Here is a 17,184-nt window from a genome sequence, read left to right on the forward strand (position 1 = left end):
GACAGAAGAGGAGCGGTAGATATGTGCGGGATCTGTGGGATAATCGGAGAGACAGAAGGTAAGGAGCAGGTGCTTTCACGGATGATGAAGGCGCTTAAGCACCGCGGGCCGGACGGAAGGGACAGTTATATCACAAGAGATGCAATGCTGGGATTTCAAAGGCTTGGTATCATAGATCTGGAGACAGGAATGCAGCCGATCCAGAATGAAGATAAGAGTAAGACGCTGGTTTTCAACGGGGAGATCTATAATTACCGGATCTTAAGGGACATGTTAAGGCAAAAGGGACACCGGTTCGAGACAGATTCGGATTCAGAGGTGATCCTTCACGGATATGAGGAATATGGCAAGGTATTCCTGGATAAATTAAGAGGGATGTTCAGCTTCGCTGTCTGGGATGATAAGGAGAAGACTTTGTTCGTGGCAAGAGATTATTTTGGGATCAAACCTTTTTATTACACGGTGGCAGGAGATACTCTCGTATTTGCATCGGAGATCAAGAGTATTCTGGAATACCCGGGATATCACAGAGAAATGAACGAGGAGGCGCTGGAACAGTATCTGTCTTTCCAGTATTCGGTGCTGCCGGAGACATTTTTTAAAGGGATCTACCAATTGCTGCCGGGGCATTATCTGACATATACACTGTCAGGGGAGCTTCGGACGACACGCTATTTCGAACCGTTTCTTAAGCCCGGTAAGGGTCTGGGGGAGGAGAGCCTTCTGGAGGATGTGAAGAATGTGATCGGCCAGTCGGTGAAGCGTCATCTGATCAGTGATGTAGAGGTGGGCAGCTTCTTGTCCGGCGGGGTAGATTCAAGCATGGTTGCGGCAGCGTCCGGCTGCGGCAGGACATTTACGGTAGGCTTCGAGAATGAAGGAGCCTTGTATGATGAGACGGTATATGCGGGGGAGCTTGCGGGTATGCTTGGGACAGATCATCATTGCAGGTATATTACGAAGGAGGAATTCAGGGAAGCGGTTCCGAAGGTGATGTATCATCTGGACGAGCCCCTTGGCGACGCATCAGCGGTGGCGCTTTATTTCCTCGCGCAGGAGGCGTCTAAGGAGGTGAAGGTAGTGCTGTCCGGAGAGGGAGCGGACGAGATATTCGGAGGTTATAATATCTATCTGGAACCTAAGGCGCTTAAGCTTCTTGGGTGGCTGCCGGCGGGAGCAAGGAGATGTCTTGCTTCTCTGGCGGAATACCTGCCAAGGCATATGAAGGGCAGGAATTATCTGATCCGGGCGTCCCAGTCTCTTAGGGAGCGTTATATCGGGAATGCATATATCTTCCGTACCGGAGAGCGAAGAGAGATCCTGAAACGGCCCGGGAGCGCCGGGAAGCCGGCAGATTTCCTGGAGGGCGCCTATGAGAGGGCGGCGCCGCTTGAGGATTCTGACCAGATGCAGTACATAGATCTGAAATACTGGCTTCCGGGGGATATCTTACAGAAAGCGGATAAGATGAGCATGGCGCATTCGCTGGAACTCAGGGTTCCGTTCCTTGACAGGGATGTGTTTCAGATCGCAAGAGCGATTCCCCATGAGATGAAGACAAGGCGCTGCACAACCAAGTATCTGCTGAGGAGAGCGGCAGACGCTTATCTTCCGGAGAAGGTCGCGCGCAGGAAGAAACTGGGCTTCCCGATTCCGATCAGGAACTGGATGAAGGAACAGGACTGGTATCAGGAGATAGCGGAAGTATTTACAGGGAAGGCGGCAGCGGAATATTTTCATACGGAGAAGCTTGTGAAGCTTCTTAAGGAGCACAGGGACGGGAAGGAGGACAACAGCAGGAAGATCTGGACGGTCTATGCGTTCCTCGTATGGCACAAGGTGTATTTTGGTAACAATGAAGGTATCTGAATTGTTACGTATTTTGAAGCGTGACGGTTAGCAAAGAGGGTGGTAAGGATGACGGTGACGGAGGAGATCAGAATACTGGTGATAGAGGATGAGAAGCCGATTGCGGATATTCTGGAATATGGATTTAAGAAGGAAGGCTTCAAGGTGAAAAGCGCTTATACCGGCGCCGACGGGCTTAGGGAGGCAAAGGAGTTTGGAGCGCATCTGGCGCTTCTGGATTGGATGCTTCCGGATCTCAGCGGAGTGGATGTCTGTAAGATGCTGACGGAACAATATAATATCCCGATCATCATGCTGACAGCGCGGGGGAGTATCGATGATAAGGTATACGGGCTTGAATCCGGGGCGGACGATTATATCACGAAGCCTTTCGACCTGCGGGAGGTGATCGTCCGTGTGAAGACCATCCTGAGGCGGTTTGGAAAGTCTTTGAAGGGGCAGGAGGAAGAACGGGAGATCCGCGTGAAGAATGCGGTGATCTCCGAGCGGGAACGGACAGTGTGCCAGGACGGAGAATATGTGGAGCTGACGCCAAAGGAATTCGATCTGCTGGTCTTTCTGGTGAAGAACCCAAGGCGGGTGTTCACCCGCTCACATCTGCTTGACGAGATATGGGGCTATGATTTCATGGGAGATACAAGGACGGTAGATATTCATATACAGAGGCTCAGGAAGAAGCTGTGTATGGGAGAAGCTATCGTGACGGTGTTCGGCGTGGGGTATAAGTACGTACCGGAGGAATAGGCTGGTGTGGAAGATGGATGATCGAAAGAACAGATTCTTTCATGGGATCTTGTTTCGGATGAGTGTGTGGGTGCTGCTGTTAGGGCTATTAAGTGTCCTGGCTGTCACGTATTTTGTAAGGATGCGTATGCAGTATAATCTGGAGAGACAGATCATGAAGGAGCTTCAGAGTATAGAGAGCAATACGGAGCTCTACATCCGCCAGGTCCTGCTGATCAATAACCGCCAGATAGACGAGGCCGGGTTCCAGGAATGTACCCGTGAGATCGAGCAGCAGCTTAAGAATGCGGGATATCAGGAGGCGGCGCTCTATGACAGCGGCGGGCGTCTTTTAAGCCGGGGTGTAAGGCAAAGGTTTGAAGGGGCCGAAGAACGGGAGGATTTCCGGCTTGCGAAGGGCGGGCAGAGCGCGTTTACCATATATTATGGCGGGCAAAATCGGTGTGAGGTGTATTTTACCATGCCGATGATAGAAGGGATGGGGCAAAAGATCGGGATCGTCAGCTATTTCCTGGACTATCACGAGATGTGCGAGAGAGAATGGACAATCCTAAAGGAGATCGTCAGGATCACGGTGCTGGCCTTTGCAGTCATTTACCTGGTGGTGTGGGTGATGATCCGGCGCATGGTCTCTCCGATCCGTCTTCTCGGCCGCACCTCCAGTGATATCTCAAGCCATCTTAAGGACGGGCAGTTTGACAGCGAGGTATTAGGGAAACTCAAGGTCAACGAGAGAAAGGATGAGATTGGGGAGCTGTCGCGGAATTATACACAGATGCTTAAGGTTACAAAGGAGCAGTTCGAGAAGATCCAGGAGGACAGGGACCATATCTTAGCGCTTTGGAACAGCCGGCAGGAGTTCTATAATAATGTGACCCATGAGCTTAAGACGCCGCTTACGACGATCTCGGGTTATGCCCAGCTCATGGAGGAGAACGGGCTTGGAGACGAGGAATTGTTCTATAACGGGATGGAGCATATCCTGCAGGAGAGTACCAGGCTGCACCGTATGGTGGTCCAGCTCCTGGAAATGCAGGATAAGGACAGGTATCTTCGGATGGAGCCTCTGGATATCGCCGATACCTTGAGAAATGTGGTGGATGCCATGCGGATGAAAGCGCGGCGGTATGAGAATACGCTGGTTCTGGAGGGGGATGCTATACCTTGTCTTGTTCGCGGAAGAGAAGACCGGATCCGGCAAGTATTGATCAACTTGATCGATAATGCCATCAAGTATGGGAAGCCGGGAAAGGAGATCTGGATCCGGCTCACGAGGCGGAAGAATCAGATCCAGATCGCAGTTGCGAATCAGGGGAAGGGCATAGAGGCGGACGAGGCAGCACATATCTTCGAGCCGTTCTACCGGGTGGATAAGGAGCGGTCAAGGGAGATGGGAAGCTCCGGGCTTGGACTGGCCATCTCCAGGAAGATTATGGAGGAGCACGGAGGAACGATCCAGGTGAAGAGCGAGCCGGACGGGTATACTATATTTATGGTCAGTTTTCCGGCATAATAGTTTGCAATACATGCCCCTTAGGGGCATGTAATCGGAGTATACCCGCATGGGTGTGCTTTATATTTTGGATGATGCATAGTCATGGAAAAGAGATATCGGTATGAGAAGTGACAGAAAAGGGACAAAACAAGTGATGGCGTTGATTGTGGCAGGGCTCCTGTTGTGCGGATGTGCCGGGCAGGAGACGTCGAAGACCATTGTCCTGCCAAAGGAGACGGAAGATGCGGAGAATAATGCGGGAATCGATGTCAGGGATATCAAGGAGTATAGCTTTGAAGGCAGTGTATATTCCATGACCTGGAAGAAAGAATCCAGGGAAGAGATCTGTGTACTCCGGGATCAGGGGGAAGGCTTAGGTTATCAGACTATGAATATTTATCAGGGGACGGAATCGGACATTGCGGTCTTTGAGGAGCGTCCGGTCAGCGTATCGCAGCTTGCTCCCGGAGGACAGTATGTCTTGTACGAGACTTTTGATAACAACATGATCCAGCTTATCCTGTATCGGGTGCAGACAGGGGAAAAGTTGGTGATCCATGAAAGGGACGGTTCGATGGATACATGTTGTTTTAGGTGGAGCGGTGACGGTACGAGGTTCTTTGTGTGGCCGGACGGAAATTACAGCGGGCAGAATGCAGTGCAGATGTATCCCATCTGCCGGTATGATGCCTTGAGCGGGGAGAAGACGGAGATTATGATGGAAGGAACCGAGAATGCATGGAGGCAGGCGATTCCCAATGAAGATGGGTCGAAGGTGTATGTGCGGGAGGAGTATCCCGATCAGGAGGGGAACGTGCCGATATCTTCCGAAGAATGGCTGGAACTGTATGGAGTTGAGAATACGGAGTTGAAGACAGGTGCAGCGTATGCAGACGGGTATGAACCGTCTCTTCCGGGAAGAAGCTGGGTGTTAGAAATGGATACGGCTGCAATTCGGGAGATTGACGGGGAGAATGGAGATATTCCGAATTTGATCAGATATACAGATCAGGGAGTAATTGGAAGAAACGGGGAAGAAGTGTGGATGATGGCAGAGCCTCTGAGTGAATTCCCAAAAGAGAGGATCCTGATGACAGATTGTGAAAAGGTCTGTGTATGCGGGAAGGGCGATCATATCTTCTTGCTTGACCGCGAGAGTGGGACGGATACGATGCAGATCATGGGAATCAAGGTCCAGGATGGGGAGATTGTGGGGCGTCAGGTGTTATATAAGGGAATCAACGGATATTGCTCCGGAGTGGAAGTGGGGGCGGATGACGGAGAACTGATCGTTCAGACGATCGGATATCTGGAGAATGGGAACAGCTTAGCGCAGGTGACGGTGCTGGAATATTGAAGGATTTCATTAGATAATTTTAAGAAATCCCTAATCTTTCTTTTAGAAAATTGCCATAGCATAGACACATTTAGCTGGTATTCTGTTTATAGTTATTATAGAGGCATATCTATTGGGGTATGCCCATATAATAATAATACGGGGACTTCGCTATATTCATTGGCGGATCGTAATGAGGGGAAAGAAGACGATACATAGTGTCAGCTCCCGTGAGTATAAATATGGCGTATTCCTGAAACCTCGGCCTGCGGGCAGGGAATTTCAGGATATCAAAGAAGGAGGTATTACATGCAGCGGAAAAAGAAAACGAATCATACAGAAGTTCTCTCTATTGAGGAATACCTTACGAAAAGAAAAAGAGTCAGAGACATGGATCCAAGCCAGGTGCGGGGAGGAATCCCAGAGGAAAATCAGGCATTGGTCCTGGCAGGATTATGTATATAGAAGAATGAACAGACCCTTTACGGGTCTGTTTTTTTGATGGGATCGCTGTCTTCTTCATTGGTTCTGGTAAGCCGGTATACCAGCGTATAGGCATAGAGAAGGACCGGAAGAATAATCGTACAGGCAATGGAAGCCATGAGAAGATCCTGTGCGGCGGGGTGGTCGATCAGTGCGAAGGCAAGGGTGCCGGTGTACATGGCAAAGAGCAGAAAGGCGCCGATTGCCGCCAGGATTCGTTTTGTTTTGCTTGTTTTTGTATTTTTCATGCGAATCCTCCTTTACATCTTAACGAGACTTTAGTATATTATATAAGTGGCAGGAAAAAATTGCAAACACAAATATAAAAACAAATACAAAGGAGCAAAATATATTATGAGCGAGACATTATTGGATCAGTGGAAAGAGATTGCGTATGACGAGAAGGCGGACAGGGGGCAGCTTCAGAGATTCTGGAAGAATTATTTCCAGATCGAGAAGGAGATCTATGAGCAGCTTCTGACGAATCCGGACGAGGAAGTGAAGGGGACCGTGAAGGAGCTGGCAGAGAAGTACGGCCAGGAAGTCCTCACTATGGTTGGTTTCCTGGACGGCATCGATGAGAGCCTTAAGGAAGCGAATCCGATTGAGACGATGGATGAGGATACGGTTGTGAGCCTTGCTTTTGACAAGGAGAAGCTGTATAAGAACATGGTAGCGGCCAAGGCTGACTGGCTGTACGATCTTCCGCAGTGGAAGGAGATCTATCCGGAGGAGGAATTGAAGCGGCTCTATAAGGAGCAGAAGGAATCCGGCACGATCCGCAAGGAGAAGAAGATCGGACGTAACGATCCGTGTCCTTGCGGTTCAGGTAAGAAGTATAAGAAATGCTGTGGCAAATAATTATTTCTGTTTTTAGTATACTGTGCCTTGTGTATTATGCGCTGCTGTGCATCCGCCTTCGGAAATGGGATTCTACATTCTCAAGATTCTGGCTGATATGCGGGTGTGCGGGGCTGATGTTCCGGTATCTGTACATAGACGGCTCCGATATGCTTCCGGCGCTGCTCCTCATTCTGACGGGAATCTTCTTATTAACAGAGGTGAAGATTATCCGGGGGATGTTTCCGGACAGGAGATTGGCAGGACGGCAGGAGGATTACAGGTATCTGATCGTGTTGGGCGCACAGGTGGACGGGAAGCGGATCACGGATTCGCTGCGAAGAAGGCTTGACCGGGCTGTCGGGTATCTGAAGGAACATCCGGGGACTTGCGCCATTGTATCCGGCGGTATGGGAAGAGGCGAGGAGGCTGCAGAGGCAGAGGTTATGGGAGAGTATCTTCTGAGGCATGGGATCGAAGAAGAGAGGATCTTAAGGGAGGACCGTTCGCGGACTACGAAGGAGAATCTGGAATATTCCAAGGCTTACATAGAAGACTTGAGCATCCCGGTCGGGATCGTATCGAATAATTTTCATCTCTACCGTGCGGTCTGTTATGCGAAGAGGGAGGGGTATCTTCGGCCCTGTCCGGTGGCGGCGGACTGTCATCCGCTGTTATTTTTGAATTATGTTGTCAGGGAGTTTTTTGCGGTGTGGAAGATGATATTACAGTTCACTCGTCAGTCAATCTCAAGATAAGTTTGTGCTTGCACAAGGGCTTATCTTGAGATTGACTGACGAATGGCGCGGGAGTGAATGTCCGAAGTAAAATTTCCGGTTGACAAAAGGATTTACAGTGTTATAATGTTTGATATAAAATGTATGAACACGCTGACGAGACGAGTAGGCTGGGAAAGGAATCGCAGAGAGAGAAGCCGCAGGCTGCAAGCTTCTTATTCCGGAACCTTCTGAAAACTACCTCTGAGTGGCTGCAAAACAGCCCGGTGATTCCGTTATCATCATGAATGAAGCGGCTTTGGTATGGATGGATGATATACAGGGCAATCAGGGTGGAACCGCGAGAGTAACTCGCCCCTTACAGTAGATCTGTAAGGGGTATTTTTTTAGGTCTTGAGCAGCGCGCCGGACATGCATGTCTGCATGCATAGCTGGCAATGATAAGATTAATTTGGGAAAGAAGGGAAGGTAAATGAGCGAATGGAAGCCTTATCAGCATAAGGTACAGTATTACGAGACTGATCAGATGGGAATCGTTCATCATTCCAATTATATCCGCTGGTTTGAAGAAGCGCGGACGGACTATATGGAGAAGATGGGCATGGGCTATGACCAGATGGAGGAGAAGGGCATCTTAAGCCCGGTGCTGTCTGTAGATGCGGAATATCTTCAGATGGTGCATTTCGGCGGGACGGTGACCATAGAGGTATTTATCAGAGAATATAATGGTATCAAGCTGACCGTGGGGTACGAGGTGATCGATGACAAGACGCAGCGGATCTGCTGCAGGGGAACGACGAAGCATTGTTTCCTTGACAGGGAAGGGAAGTTCCTGTCATTAAAGCAGGCCTGCATAGAAGGCCATCAGATGTTAACGCGGGGTCTGGAAGATCATAAGAGCGAATAGAGAAGGAGAGGAAAGATATGAAGATCACATTAAAAGATGGTTCTGTGAAGGAATACGAGGGGAGCAGGTCGGTTCTTGACATTGCGAAGGATATCAGCGAGGGTCTTGCAAGGGTCGCAACGAGCGCGAAGGTGGACGGTGATATCGTAGACTTGAGGACGCAGATCAATAAGGATTGTGAGCTGGAATTGCTGACGTTTGATTCCGAGGATGGAAAGGGAGCGTTCTGGCATACTACGTCTCATATCATGGCGCAGGCGGTTAAGCGTCTGTACCCGGATACCAAGCTTGCTATCGGACCGTCTATCGACAACGGTTTCTATTATGATCTGGACAGGGAGACTCCGTTTGTAACGGAAGATCTGGAGAAGATCGAGGCAGAGATGAAGAAGATCGTGAAAGAGAATCTGTCGATCAAGAGATTTACGAAGTCAAGGGAAGAGGCGGTCGCATATTTTAAGGAAAGCGACGAACCATATAAGGTAGAGTTGGTTGAAGATCTGCCGGAGGGTGAGGAGATCAGCTTCTATCAGCAGGGAGAATTCGTAGATCTCTGTGCCGGTCCGCATCTGATGTCTACGAAGAATGTCAAGGCGGTGAAGCTTCTGAGCCTGGCAGGCGCATATTGGCGCGGCAGCGAGAAGAACAAGATGCTGACCAGAATCTACGGAATCTCTTATCCGAAGAAAGCGGAACTGGAAGAGTATCTCCACAGGTTAGAGGAAGCGAAGAAGCGTGACCACAGAAAGCTTGGACGTGAGTTGGGATTATTTATGATGTGTGATGAAGGTCCTGGTTTCCCGTTCTTCCTTCCGAAGGGAATGGTGCTTAAGAATACGCTGATGGAATACTGGAGAGAGCTGCATAAGAGAAACGGATATGTGGAGATCGCAACACCGATCATCTTAAGCCGGCATCTGTGGGAGAATTCAGGGCATTGGGATCACTATAAGGATAACATGTATACGACTGTTATTGATGATGAAGACTTTGCGGTTAAGCCAATGAACTGTCCGGGAGGAATGCTTGTCTATAAGTCAGAGCCTCGTTCTTATAAGGATCTGCCGCTCCGTGCAGGAGAGATCGGACTGGTGCACAGGCATGAAAAATCAGGAGCACTCCACGGCCTGTTCCGTGTCCGCTGCTTCAACCAGGATGATGCCCATATCTTCATGATGCCGGAGCAGATCAGGGATGAGATTAAGGGAGTAGCAAGACTGATCGATGAGGTCTACAGCCTGTTTGGGTTCAAGTATCATGTGGAACTTTCCACTCGTCCGGAGGACAGCATGGGAAGCGATGAGGACTGGGAGATGGCGACCAGCGGTCTTAGGGGTGCGCTTGATGATCTGGGGCTTGACTATGTGATCAATGAAGGCGACGGCGCATTCTATGGACCGAAGATCGATTTCCATCTGGAGGATTCTATCGGCAGAACATGGCAGTGCGGAACAATTCAGCTTGATATGCAGATGCCGCAGAGATTTGATCTGGAATACACGGGAGCAGACGGGGAGAAGCATCGTCCGATCATGATCCACAGGGTTGCATTTGGCTCGATCGAACGGTTTATAGGAATCCTGATCGAGCACTTCGCAGGTGCGTTCCCGACCTGGCTTGCGCCGGTACAGGTCAAGGTGCTTCCAATCTCAGAGAAGCATCTGGATTATGGCAAGAAGGTACTGAAGGAATTAGAAGAGGCCGGAATCCGTGCCGAGATCGATGAGAGGGCGGAGAAGATCGGCTATAAGATCCGAGAGGCCCAGATGAATAAGATTCCATATATGCTGGTTGTCGGGGCGAAGGAAGAGGAACAGAACTTAGTCGCGGTTCGAAGCCGTTTTGCAGGTGACGAAGGGCAGAAGGGTATCGGAGACTTTATCGCTGCAGTGAAGGAAGAGATCGCCGGGAAGATCCAGCGTGAAGTGGTGAAGGAAGACTAATTTGCCGTAATACAGATTAAAACGGTAAGAAACGGGGCATAATAATTCTTGATATTTTCAATATTAGGAGGTAAGATTATGCCAGATTTAAGATGTACGGTACAGACATGCACCCACAACAAGAATTTCTACTGTGACCTTGACGGGATCGTAGTAGGCGGTAATTCTGCAAAGCGTGCGGAGGAGACTTGCTGTGACAGCTTCGAGGAAAGAAAAGGAGATTCTTACAGCAATGTAACGGGAGAGGCCTCTCCTACAAGCAAGATCGACTGCAAAGCTACGGATTGTATGTACAATGACGAATGTAAATGTCATGCAGGAAAGATCAGTGTAGAGGGCGGCGATGCCTGCCACTGTGAGCAGACAGAATGTGCGACTTTCAAGTGCGGCTGTCAATAGTGAAGAGAGAGGAAGATGCCCGGGAGTGATTCGTTCCCGGGCATATAACTTCTTGCAAAACTGCTTGAAATGCAGCAGCAGTATGCGGATAAAATGGAGCAGTTACGCATTGATGCCCAGAGCCGGGTGGATGGTTACCAGCAGAAGTATATGGAGCTGCTTGAACGGATAGGGAATGGGGAATAATATCTCCGAATGAGTATTGAGAAAACTCGTTTTTATATTTTGCTTGAACAGATGTGGCTCGTAGAAAGTGAGATATGGTATTTTTCAGAGTCAAAATATGGTTTTCACGGACAATATGATGCGGTAAACTATAGTGACTGTTATAATGCATCGTATACAATAGGTGGGTTATAGAAAGGAGTAGAATATGACGAGATACAATAGTATGGAGGTAGAGGTGATTAAACTGGGGCTTTATAACATAGAAGCTCTTGGATTGTCAAGCAAAGAGGTGCTGGAGCAAAGCGTTGTCTGGCTCAGGGAGAAGTATGAGACGACAGGCGATGCAAGGTATCTGGACAAAGCAGTATGGCATATCTATGCTTATCTGGAAATGGGGTATCCGTATGAAAGCGGGAAGGAGAAATTTCAGGCTGTATTGGATGCTCTTGGAGAGAAAGAGGAAGACGTGTTCCCAAAACGAAGCTGGGGAAGCAAGAAGGTCCCCTTGAAGAAGATGCGGATTAATCAATTGTTGGGAAAATGGAATCCTGGCTTGCATTCGATGAAAATATCTGATGCGGTGGAGGACATCATAGAAAAAGCCCGGAACAGGCAGATAGGGGAATATACATATCATTGCGGAAAGGTGATAAAGCAGGATGGGGAAAATACTTTATGGGAGAATACCTGTAAGCTCTATGTCCGGGATGAGGAAGTTGTGTTCCATAATGTAAATAGGGGCAAATATTATATTCTTGCGGAATGAAAGTGCGGATTTAAGATTTTTCGCGGTCAAAAATGAATTTTTAAGGACAAAGGGATGAAAAAAATTAATTTATGGTATTCTTATCAGTGTAAGGCTGGAGGGAATCGACTAGAAAAGAGGGCAAATGATGAATATTGCACTTATAGATGATGAGACAGCAATTCTAGAAGATGTCAGAAAGTGTGTTGAGAATGAGATTGTGCCGCAGGATGAAGTGAACCTCTTTACTTATACGCGGGCGAAGGACTTTCTTCAGGAAACTGAACTGGGACAGGAGTTTGACATCCTGGTTTCGGATATTGATATGCTAGACATGGGTGGACTGGAACTAGGGAAACGATTGCATGAAAAGGGCGGCGGTCCATATTTGGTATTCCTGACGGCATATCTTGAGTATGCGGCAGAGAGTTATATCATAGAAGCGTATCAATACATTCTTAAGGAAGATATGGAAAAGAGGCTGCCGCCTATCTTGAGGCAATTGATAGACCGCGTGAAGAAGGAAAAAAAGCAGTTCAGGATGGTTGGAACACCTACAAGCAAGGTAATAGTGTATTATAGAGACATGCTATATATGGAGAAGGAAAAGGGATCAAAGTACATCTGTTACATAACGGAACATGGTATTTATAAAGAAAGGATTTCGTTAAATCAATTGAGTCAGGAACTTGCAAGTGATGAATTTATCTTAGTTGAACGTGGATATATTATAAATGTTTCTCATATCGCAAGTATGAAGGACGGTATGGTTCATATGGATAATGGGGCAAGGATTTTTGTTAATAGAATCAGCTTCAAAAAAATAAAAGAGCAGATTAGTCTGTATAGGGGGAATCTGTAATGGGTATTAAGGCTCTTCTTATGGGAATTTCTCTTTTTGAAGTGGGGATGTTGTACTGGCTGTTATGTGGAACGGTATTAGAGAAAGAATATTTCAAAAAAAAGATTGGGTAATTTTATGTGCGAATATTGTCGGGGCAGGTATAGATGTAGGAGGAAATCGCAGTCTGATATTTTTTTCGCAGTATGCATTTATTATATGTATCGCTGTCACATGTATATGTGTGTTATTGATAAGTGGGCAGTATAAATTTTTAAGAATTATCATAGTTATCTTATATTATGTCTTAGTGGCATTGCTGGATTTTTTCGCTGCTTTTGTGAGTATGATAGTATTAAGGCATGAATTTAAAAATGTGGTCTATTTATATGCGAATTCAATGATGGAATGTATCCTCTTTTTTTGTGTCAGGCTTATCGTTGCGTGTTGTGTATATCAGATTGCCAAACAGAAATATGATAAAGCATACATACGTGAATTCCAGAGTCTGTTGCTGACGATTACGATTATTATGTGTTTCATGCTAAGGTACTATCAGATAGCAATTGTAAATATGATGCTTGAGGGCAGAGAACAGGAAGCAGGAACAACGGGGCTGTCTCTCATAGGCGTTTTGTTGATTACACTTTTTACCGGAATCGTGTTCTTGAAGAACAAGACGCTTGAAAAGGAGAAGGAATTGCTGATTATGCGTGACACTATGGTGACACAAAAGTATACAGAATTAGAAAAAGCCATGGAAAAGAACCGGCAGTTATCCCATGATCTGAAAAACCATATATTAGTTTTAAAGCATTTTAAGATGGAAGAGAATTATGAAGGGATAGATAGATATATAGAAGAAATAGAACAGAGTTTTTTTGATATAAAGAGAAGTGTCTGGACAGGAAACCAGATAGCAGATATGCTTCTGGAGCAGAAGCGAACCATGGCAGAACAAGAAGGTATAACATTTACAATACAGGCAGTACCAATAGCAGAATGGATGTTTGATGACAGTGAAACATGTTCCCTGTTAGGAAATCTTCTTGACAATGCGATTGAGGCATGTATGAGAATGGACGACAATGCGGATAAATGGATATCTGTAAAGATAGAGAATCAAAAACAGTTATTATTTATAAAAATAGAAAACTCTGTCAACGAAGCTCCTGTTATGGAGAAGGGAAGGCCAGTATCTGTGAAAAAGGATAAAATGAGACATGGATACGGATTAAAAAATGTGGAACGAATTTTGAATAAATATGACGGTACGATTGCATATTTAAGTAGAGACAAAGCTTTTCAAATTAAGCTTTTGTTCTTATAAAACAAATAAAATATTAAGGAACGTAGTATGCAGCGAAATTCAAATTTAGATTACGCGGGGGATTTAACTATGGAGCTTGAGGAAATAGAGAAGTTAATCCCGAAGGAAGAACAAGTAGAAGGTGCATCTACAAATACTTTAATGTGTGGGGCATTTTATACATTAATATGTTGTTAATGATAAGAACATAAAAAGGCTGTTGTAAAACGATAGATTCATACAATGTACGGCGATGTAAATTTCGTAGCTGTATATTGTATGATTACTATTTTAGCAACAGCCTTTTTTAGTTTGATCCATATAAAAATAATTTCAGGCATTATTTAAAATATGCTAGAAGTAATAAAGGGAAGAGGGTAAATGGAATGTTTTTTGAAGGATTTTATGAAGCATTGATCGAATCTGGACTTGATTTGCTGCAACAGAGAGTTAGAGATACGAATACTTTGAAAAGTATATTTCCGGATTTTAAAGAGCAGTTGGCACATCGTTTGCAGAAGCTTTGTATCCGAACATTAATTGTAGAAATGCATGACTATGAAAACCGTGGAGATTTAAAGGAAAAAGATTCAAAAGAGAAATACGAATATTTCTGCAAAGAGATAATTAAAAAAGAGGAATTTCTGCAAAGAACATTTGCACGTTATCCGGTTCTATGCCAGTGTACAGAAGAAGCAGTGAAGAATATGGCAGCATTTTATGCAGACATCATAGAATGCTTTCAAAAAGATAGTCAAGCGATACAACAGATGTTTTGCCAGGGGAAAGAAGTGCGAAGTATCCACGGGATAAAGGGCGGTTTTTCGGATGTACATAATAAAGGGCGTTGTGTGGTAAGGGTTTTGCTGGATAACGGAGTAGAGATTTTATACAAACCCCGATCAATGGATAATGAAATGAGATATGCAGATATGCTGAAATGGTTGGCCAGAGAAACGGGGATTAGCCAATATGACTATACAATCTTGTCATATTCAGATCATAGCTGGTGTTCTATTGTCGGTTGTGCGTCTTGTGATTCGCAGAAGGAATTAGAAGACTATTATCAACGGCTGGGCGTAAATCTGTTTCTGGCCTATCTGTTGGGAACGAAAGATTTGCATTGCGAGAATATCATTGCATTTGGTAGTTATCCAGTATTGATCGATCTGGAGACATTGACGAATATCCAGTATAACCGCGATAGGCCAACTGCAAATGATGAGATCTTTTATCAATTGTCAGAATCCGTATTATATACCGGAATTCTACCGTTTTATCACTGGAATCAGGAAGGAAAAGGTGTCAACAGCAGTGTGATAAGTGGTACGGCAGGACAGCAATATCCTTTTAAAGTTCCGGTAATTATTCATGGCGGAACTTCTGATATGAGGATTGCATACCGATATGCGAAATCTGTGAAGAACCAGAACCTTGCAACGATAAGGGGAGAGTTCAGGGAGCCGCTGCTGTATATGGAGAATCTGCAAAAAGGATTTCAGGCGGCTTATTTTGCGGTTATGAAGAAAAAAGAGGGATTCCGTATATTATTAAGAAGATTGAACGGCTTGAAGTGCCGGTATCTGTTAGCAGATACACAGCGTTATAGTATGGTTTTGTCGGGCTCCTATCATCCGGAGTTGCTGAGAAATCAGGCAGAACGGGAACGTTTTCTCTATTCTATGGAAAAAGGAAGAAAAAAGGATGAGAAAGAAATCGTGAATAGGGAAGTAAAGGCATTGTCAGGCGGTGATATTCCTTATTTTTACTATAATATGGATGAAAAGGATCTGAAAGATAGCCAGGGTGGGAGAATCAAAGATTATTTTGCGTATAGGCCGATAGATCTGCTGTATCAAAAAGTAGAAGAACTGTGTGAAAAAGACATGGGAAAACAGTGTGAATATATAGAACTTGCATTGGAGATGACAACCGATAGAACCGAACAGTTTATGAACGGGGTATACCGTTCAAAGGAATACAATAATTTAAAAATGGATAAAGGTGTAAAGTCAGTACGATTGAAGATGAACATAGAGTTATTGACGGAACGTGTACTGCAAAATGCAGTATGGAACCGTGAGCATAATGAGGTGAGTTGGTATACGGTACATTTTTTTGACGGGGGTAGTAGGAGATGGTCAATTTGTCCGATGAATATGTATCTGTATGACGGCTTAGCGGGAATGTTGTTGTTAATGTATAGCTTGAAGAGGAAGGACAAGAGAGATGAGATTGCTGATATTTATAAAAATCTGAAAAAAAGGCTGTTCCAATATACGGATTCAGGGATACAGTCATTAGAGCATCTTCAAACCCGGAATACAGGAATCTATGAAGGAGAAAGTTCTGTTATATATACATATTTGTTGCTGTATCAAGAGGGGGCGGGAGAGGAATACCTGGATTATGCGCAAAGACACGTCGGAATCATTGAGCAATTAATTGAGGGAGATGCGAAATATGATCTGCTTAATGGAAATGCCGGGGCAGTTCAGGCATTGTTGCTGTTATATGAAATAAATCAAGATAAAACTTATCTTGAGATGGCAGAAAGTGCAGCGGATATGTTGGAGAAGTCAGCAGAAAAACAAGAATATGGAATTGGCTGGATAACAGAGGAAGGAATGCTGCCAATGGCGGGAGCGGCACACGGGAATAGCGGGGTATTGATGGCTTTTCTACACTTGTGGTATCTGACATCGAAAGACAAATATGAACAATTGGCGGAGAAGGTCTGGGCATATGAAGAATCCTTATATAATCCGGAGATAAACAACTGGATGGATGTGCGGACGGGAAGACAAAATATAGATGATATGGGGGCTATGGCATGGTGTCATGGCGCTCCGGGGATATTGTATTCAAGGATGAAGTGCTATAAATATGTAAAAGATCAGAAATGGAAGAAACGCCTTAGAAAAGATATGTGCAGAGCATATAAAAAAATGGAGGAATATTGGAGACGGGATAGCTGGTGTTTGTGCCATGGGATATGTGGGAATCTTTGGATATTAGAAAAGGCATCAAAGTTTTTGGGGGATAAAGAGGATATATTTGATAGTTATCTGGCGTGCGATGAGGTTAAACTGTTACCGCAGGAGAGGGAAAACCCAGGACTCTTAAATGGATATGGAGGAATTTTATTGTATTTAATACGAAGATAAATAGTAGGTGACTATACAATTTTCTAGTTTTGTTAGTGTGAAAAGAAAATTTTGACAGCCAAAAATGCATTTTTACGGACAATGGGTAGAAATCCTAAGAAAAAATAATATACTGGATGTATAAGATATCTTATAAATTAATTTGACACAAAGGAGACTAGGAAATGAAAAATTCAACAAATTAGTATCATTGATGTTGGT

At 45.4% G+C, this 17,184-nt stretch carries 15 protein-coding genes; 14 read left to right on the forward strand and 1 reads right to left on the reverse strand.

Annotated elements, in window-relative coordinates; translation table 11 throughout:
* The first annotated feature begins 21 nt into the window (after nucleotides 1-21).
* The 5 genes from asnB (at nucleotide 22) to VSQ62_RS13155 (ending at nucleotide 5,909) form a co-directional block, all read left to right on the forward strand.
* Nucleotides 22-1,869 (forward strand): asparagine synthase (glutamine-hydrolyzing), encoded by a 1,848-nt coding sequence (gene asnB, locus VSQ62_RS13135; protein WP_334635335.1) that lies wholly within the window; start codon nucleotides 22-24, stop codon nucleotides 1,867-1,869.
* A 48-nt stretch (nucleotides 1,870-1,917) separates the two neighbouring features.
* The gene (locus VSQ62_RS13140; RefSeq protein WP_334635336.1) at nucleotides 1,918-2,613 is read left to right on the forward strand and encodes a response regulator transcription factor; all 696 of its coding nucleotides are present in this window, start codon (nucleotides 1,918-1,920) and stop codon (nucleotides 2,611-2,613) included.
* Nucleotides 2,614-2,626: 13 nt separating this feature from the next.
* On the forward strand, nucleotides 2,627-4,126 hold the full coding sequence (locus tag VSQ62_RS13145; protein ID WP_334637654.1) for a sensor histidine kinase: 1,500 nt from the start codon (nucleotides 2,627-2,629) through the stop codon (nucleotides 4,124-4,126).
* A 103-nt stretch (nucleotides 4,127-4,229) separates the two neighbouring features.
* Complete coding sequence (locus VSQ62_RS13150) at nucleotides 4,230-5,465, forward strand: hypothetical protein (protein ID WP_334635337.1); 1,236 nt, start codon at nucleotides 4,230-4,232, stop codon at nucleotides 5,463-5,465.
* A 288-nt stretch (nucleotides 5,466-5,753) separates the two neighbouring features.
* A complete protein-coding gene (locus tag VSQ62_RS13155) occupies nucleotides 5,754-5,909 on the forward strand; it encodes a hypothetical protein (RefSeq protein WP_334635338.1) in 156 nt (51 codons plus the stop codon).
* A 17-nt stretch (nucleotides 5,910-5,926) separates the two neighbouring features.
* On the opposite strand, the gene VSQ62_RS13160 is transcribed toward VSQ62_RS13155, so the two are convergent.
* Nucleotides 5,927-6,175: a hypothetical protein gene (locus VSQ62_RS13160; RefSeq protein WP_334635339.1), complete on the reverse strand. Its 249-nt coding sequence runs from the start codon at nucleotides 6,173-6,175 to the stop codon at nucleotides 5,927-5,929.
* A 106-nt stretch (nucleotides 6,176-6,281) separates the two neighbouring features.
* Between VSQ62_RS13160 and VSQ62_RS13165 the strand changes: the two genes are divergently transcribed.
* From VSQ62_RS13165 to VSQ62_RS13205, 9 genes are all read left to right on the forward strand, one after another.
* Nucleotides 6,282-6,788 carry an SEC-C metal-binding domain-containing protein gene (locus VSQ62_RS13165; RefSeq protein WP_334635340.1) on the forward strand — a complete coding sequence of 169 codons (507 nt, stop codon included), beginning with the start codon at nucleotides 6,282-6,284 and terminating at the stop codon, nucleotides 6,786-6,788.
* Nucleotides 6,773-7,525, forward strand: coding sequence for a YdcF family protein (locus tag VSQ62_RS13170; protein ID WP_334635341.1), 753 nt, complete (start codon nucleotides 6,773-6,775; stop codon nucleotides 7,523-7,525). Before VSQ62_RS13165 ends, VSQ62_RS13170 begins: the two co-directional genes overlap by 16 nt.
* Nucleotides 7,526-7,976: 451 nt before the next feature.
* Nucleotides 7,977-8,411, forward strand: a complete 435-nt coding sequence (locus VSQ62_RS13175; RefSeq protein ID WP_334635342.1) for an acyl-CoA thioesterase — start codon at nucleotides 7,977-7,979, stop codon at nucleotides 8,409-8,411.
* 17 nt (nucleotides 8,412-8,428) lie between these two features.
* Nucleotides 8,429-10,354 (forward strand): threonine--tRNA ligase, encoded by a 1,926-nt coding sequence (thrS, locus tag VSQ62_RS13180; protein ID WP_334635343.1) that lies wholly within the window; start codon nucleotides 8,429-8,431, stop codon nucleotides 10,352-10,354.
* A gap of 78 nt (nucleotides 10,355-10,432) precedes the next feature.
* The gene (locus tag VSQ62_RS13185; RefSeq protein ID WP_334635344.1) at nucleotides 10,433-10,753 is read left to right on the forward strand and encodes a DUF1540 domain-containing protein; all 321 of its coding nucleotides are present in this window, start codon (nucleotides 10,433-10,435) and stop codon (nucleotides 10,751-10,753) included.
* A gap of 373 nt (nucleotides 10,754-11,126) precedes the next feature.
* Nucleotides 11,127-11,687, forward strand: coding sequence for a hypothetical protein (locus VSQ62_RS13190; protein ID WP_334635345.1), 561 nt, complete (start codon nucleotides 11,127-11,129; stop codon nucleotides 11,685-11,687).
* A gap of 124 nt (nucleotides 11,688-11,811) precedes the next feature.
* Complete coding sequence (locus VSQ62_RS13195) at nucleotides 11,812-12,528, forward strand: LytR/AlgR family response regulator transcription factor (protein ID WP_334635346.1); 717 nt, start codon at nucleotides 11,812-11,814, stop codon at nucleotides 12,526-12,528.
* A gap of 379 nt (nucleotides 12,529-12,907) precedes the next feature.
* Nucleotides 12,908-13,837: a sensor histidine kinase gene (locus VSQ62_RS13200; protein WP_334635347.1), complete on the forward strand. Its 930-nt coding sequence runs from the start codon at nucleotides 12,908-12,910 to the stop codon at nucleotides 13,835-13,837.
* 365 nt (nucleotides 13,838-14,202) lie between these two features.
* Nucleotides 14,203-16,983 carry a type 2 lanthipeptide synthetase LanM family protein gene (locus VSQ62_RS13205; protein WP_334635348.1) on the forward strand — a complete coding sequence of 927 codons (2,781 nt, stop codon included), beginning with the start codon at nucleotides 14,203-14,205 and terminating at the stop codon, nucleotides 16,981-16,983.
* The last annotated feature ends 201 nt before the right edge of the window (nucleotides 16,984-17,184 follow it).

It is taken from the genome of Sporofaciens sp. JLR.KK001 (assembly GCF_036941055.1).
Taxonomy (GTDB): Bacteria; Bacillota; Clostridia; order Lachnospirales; family Lachnospiraceae; genus Sporofaciens.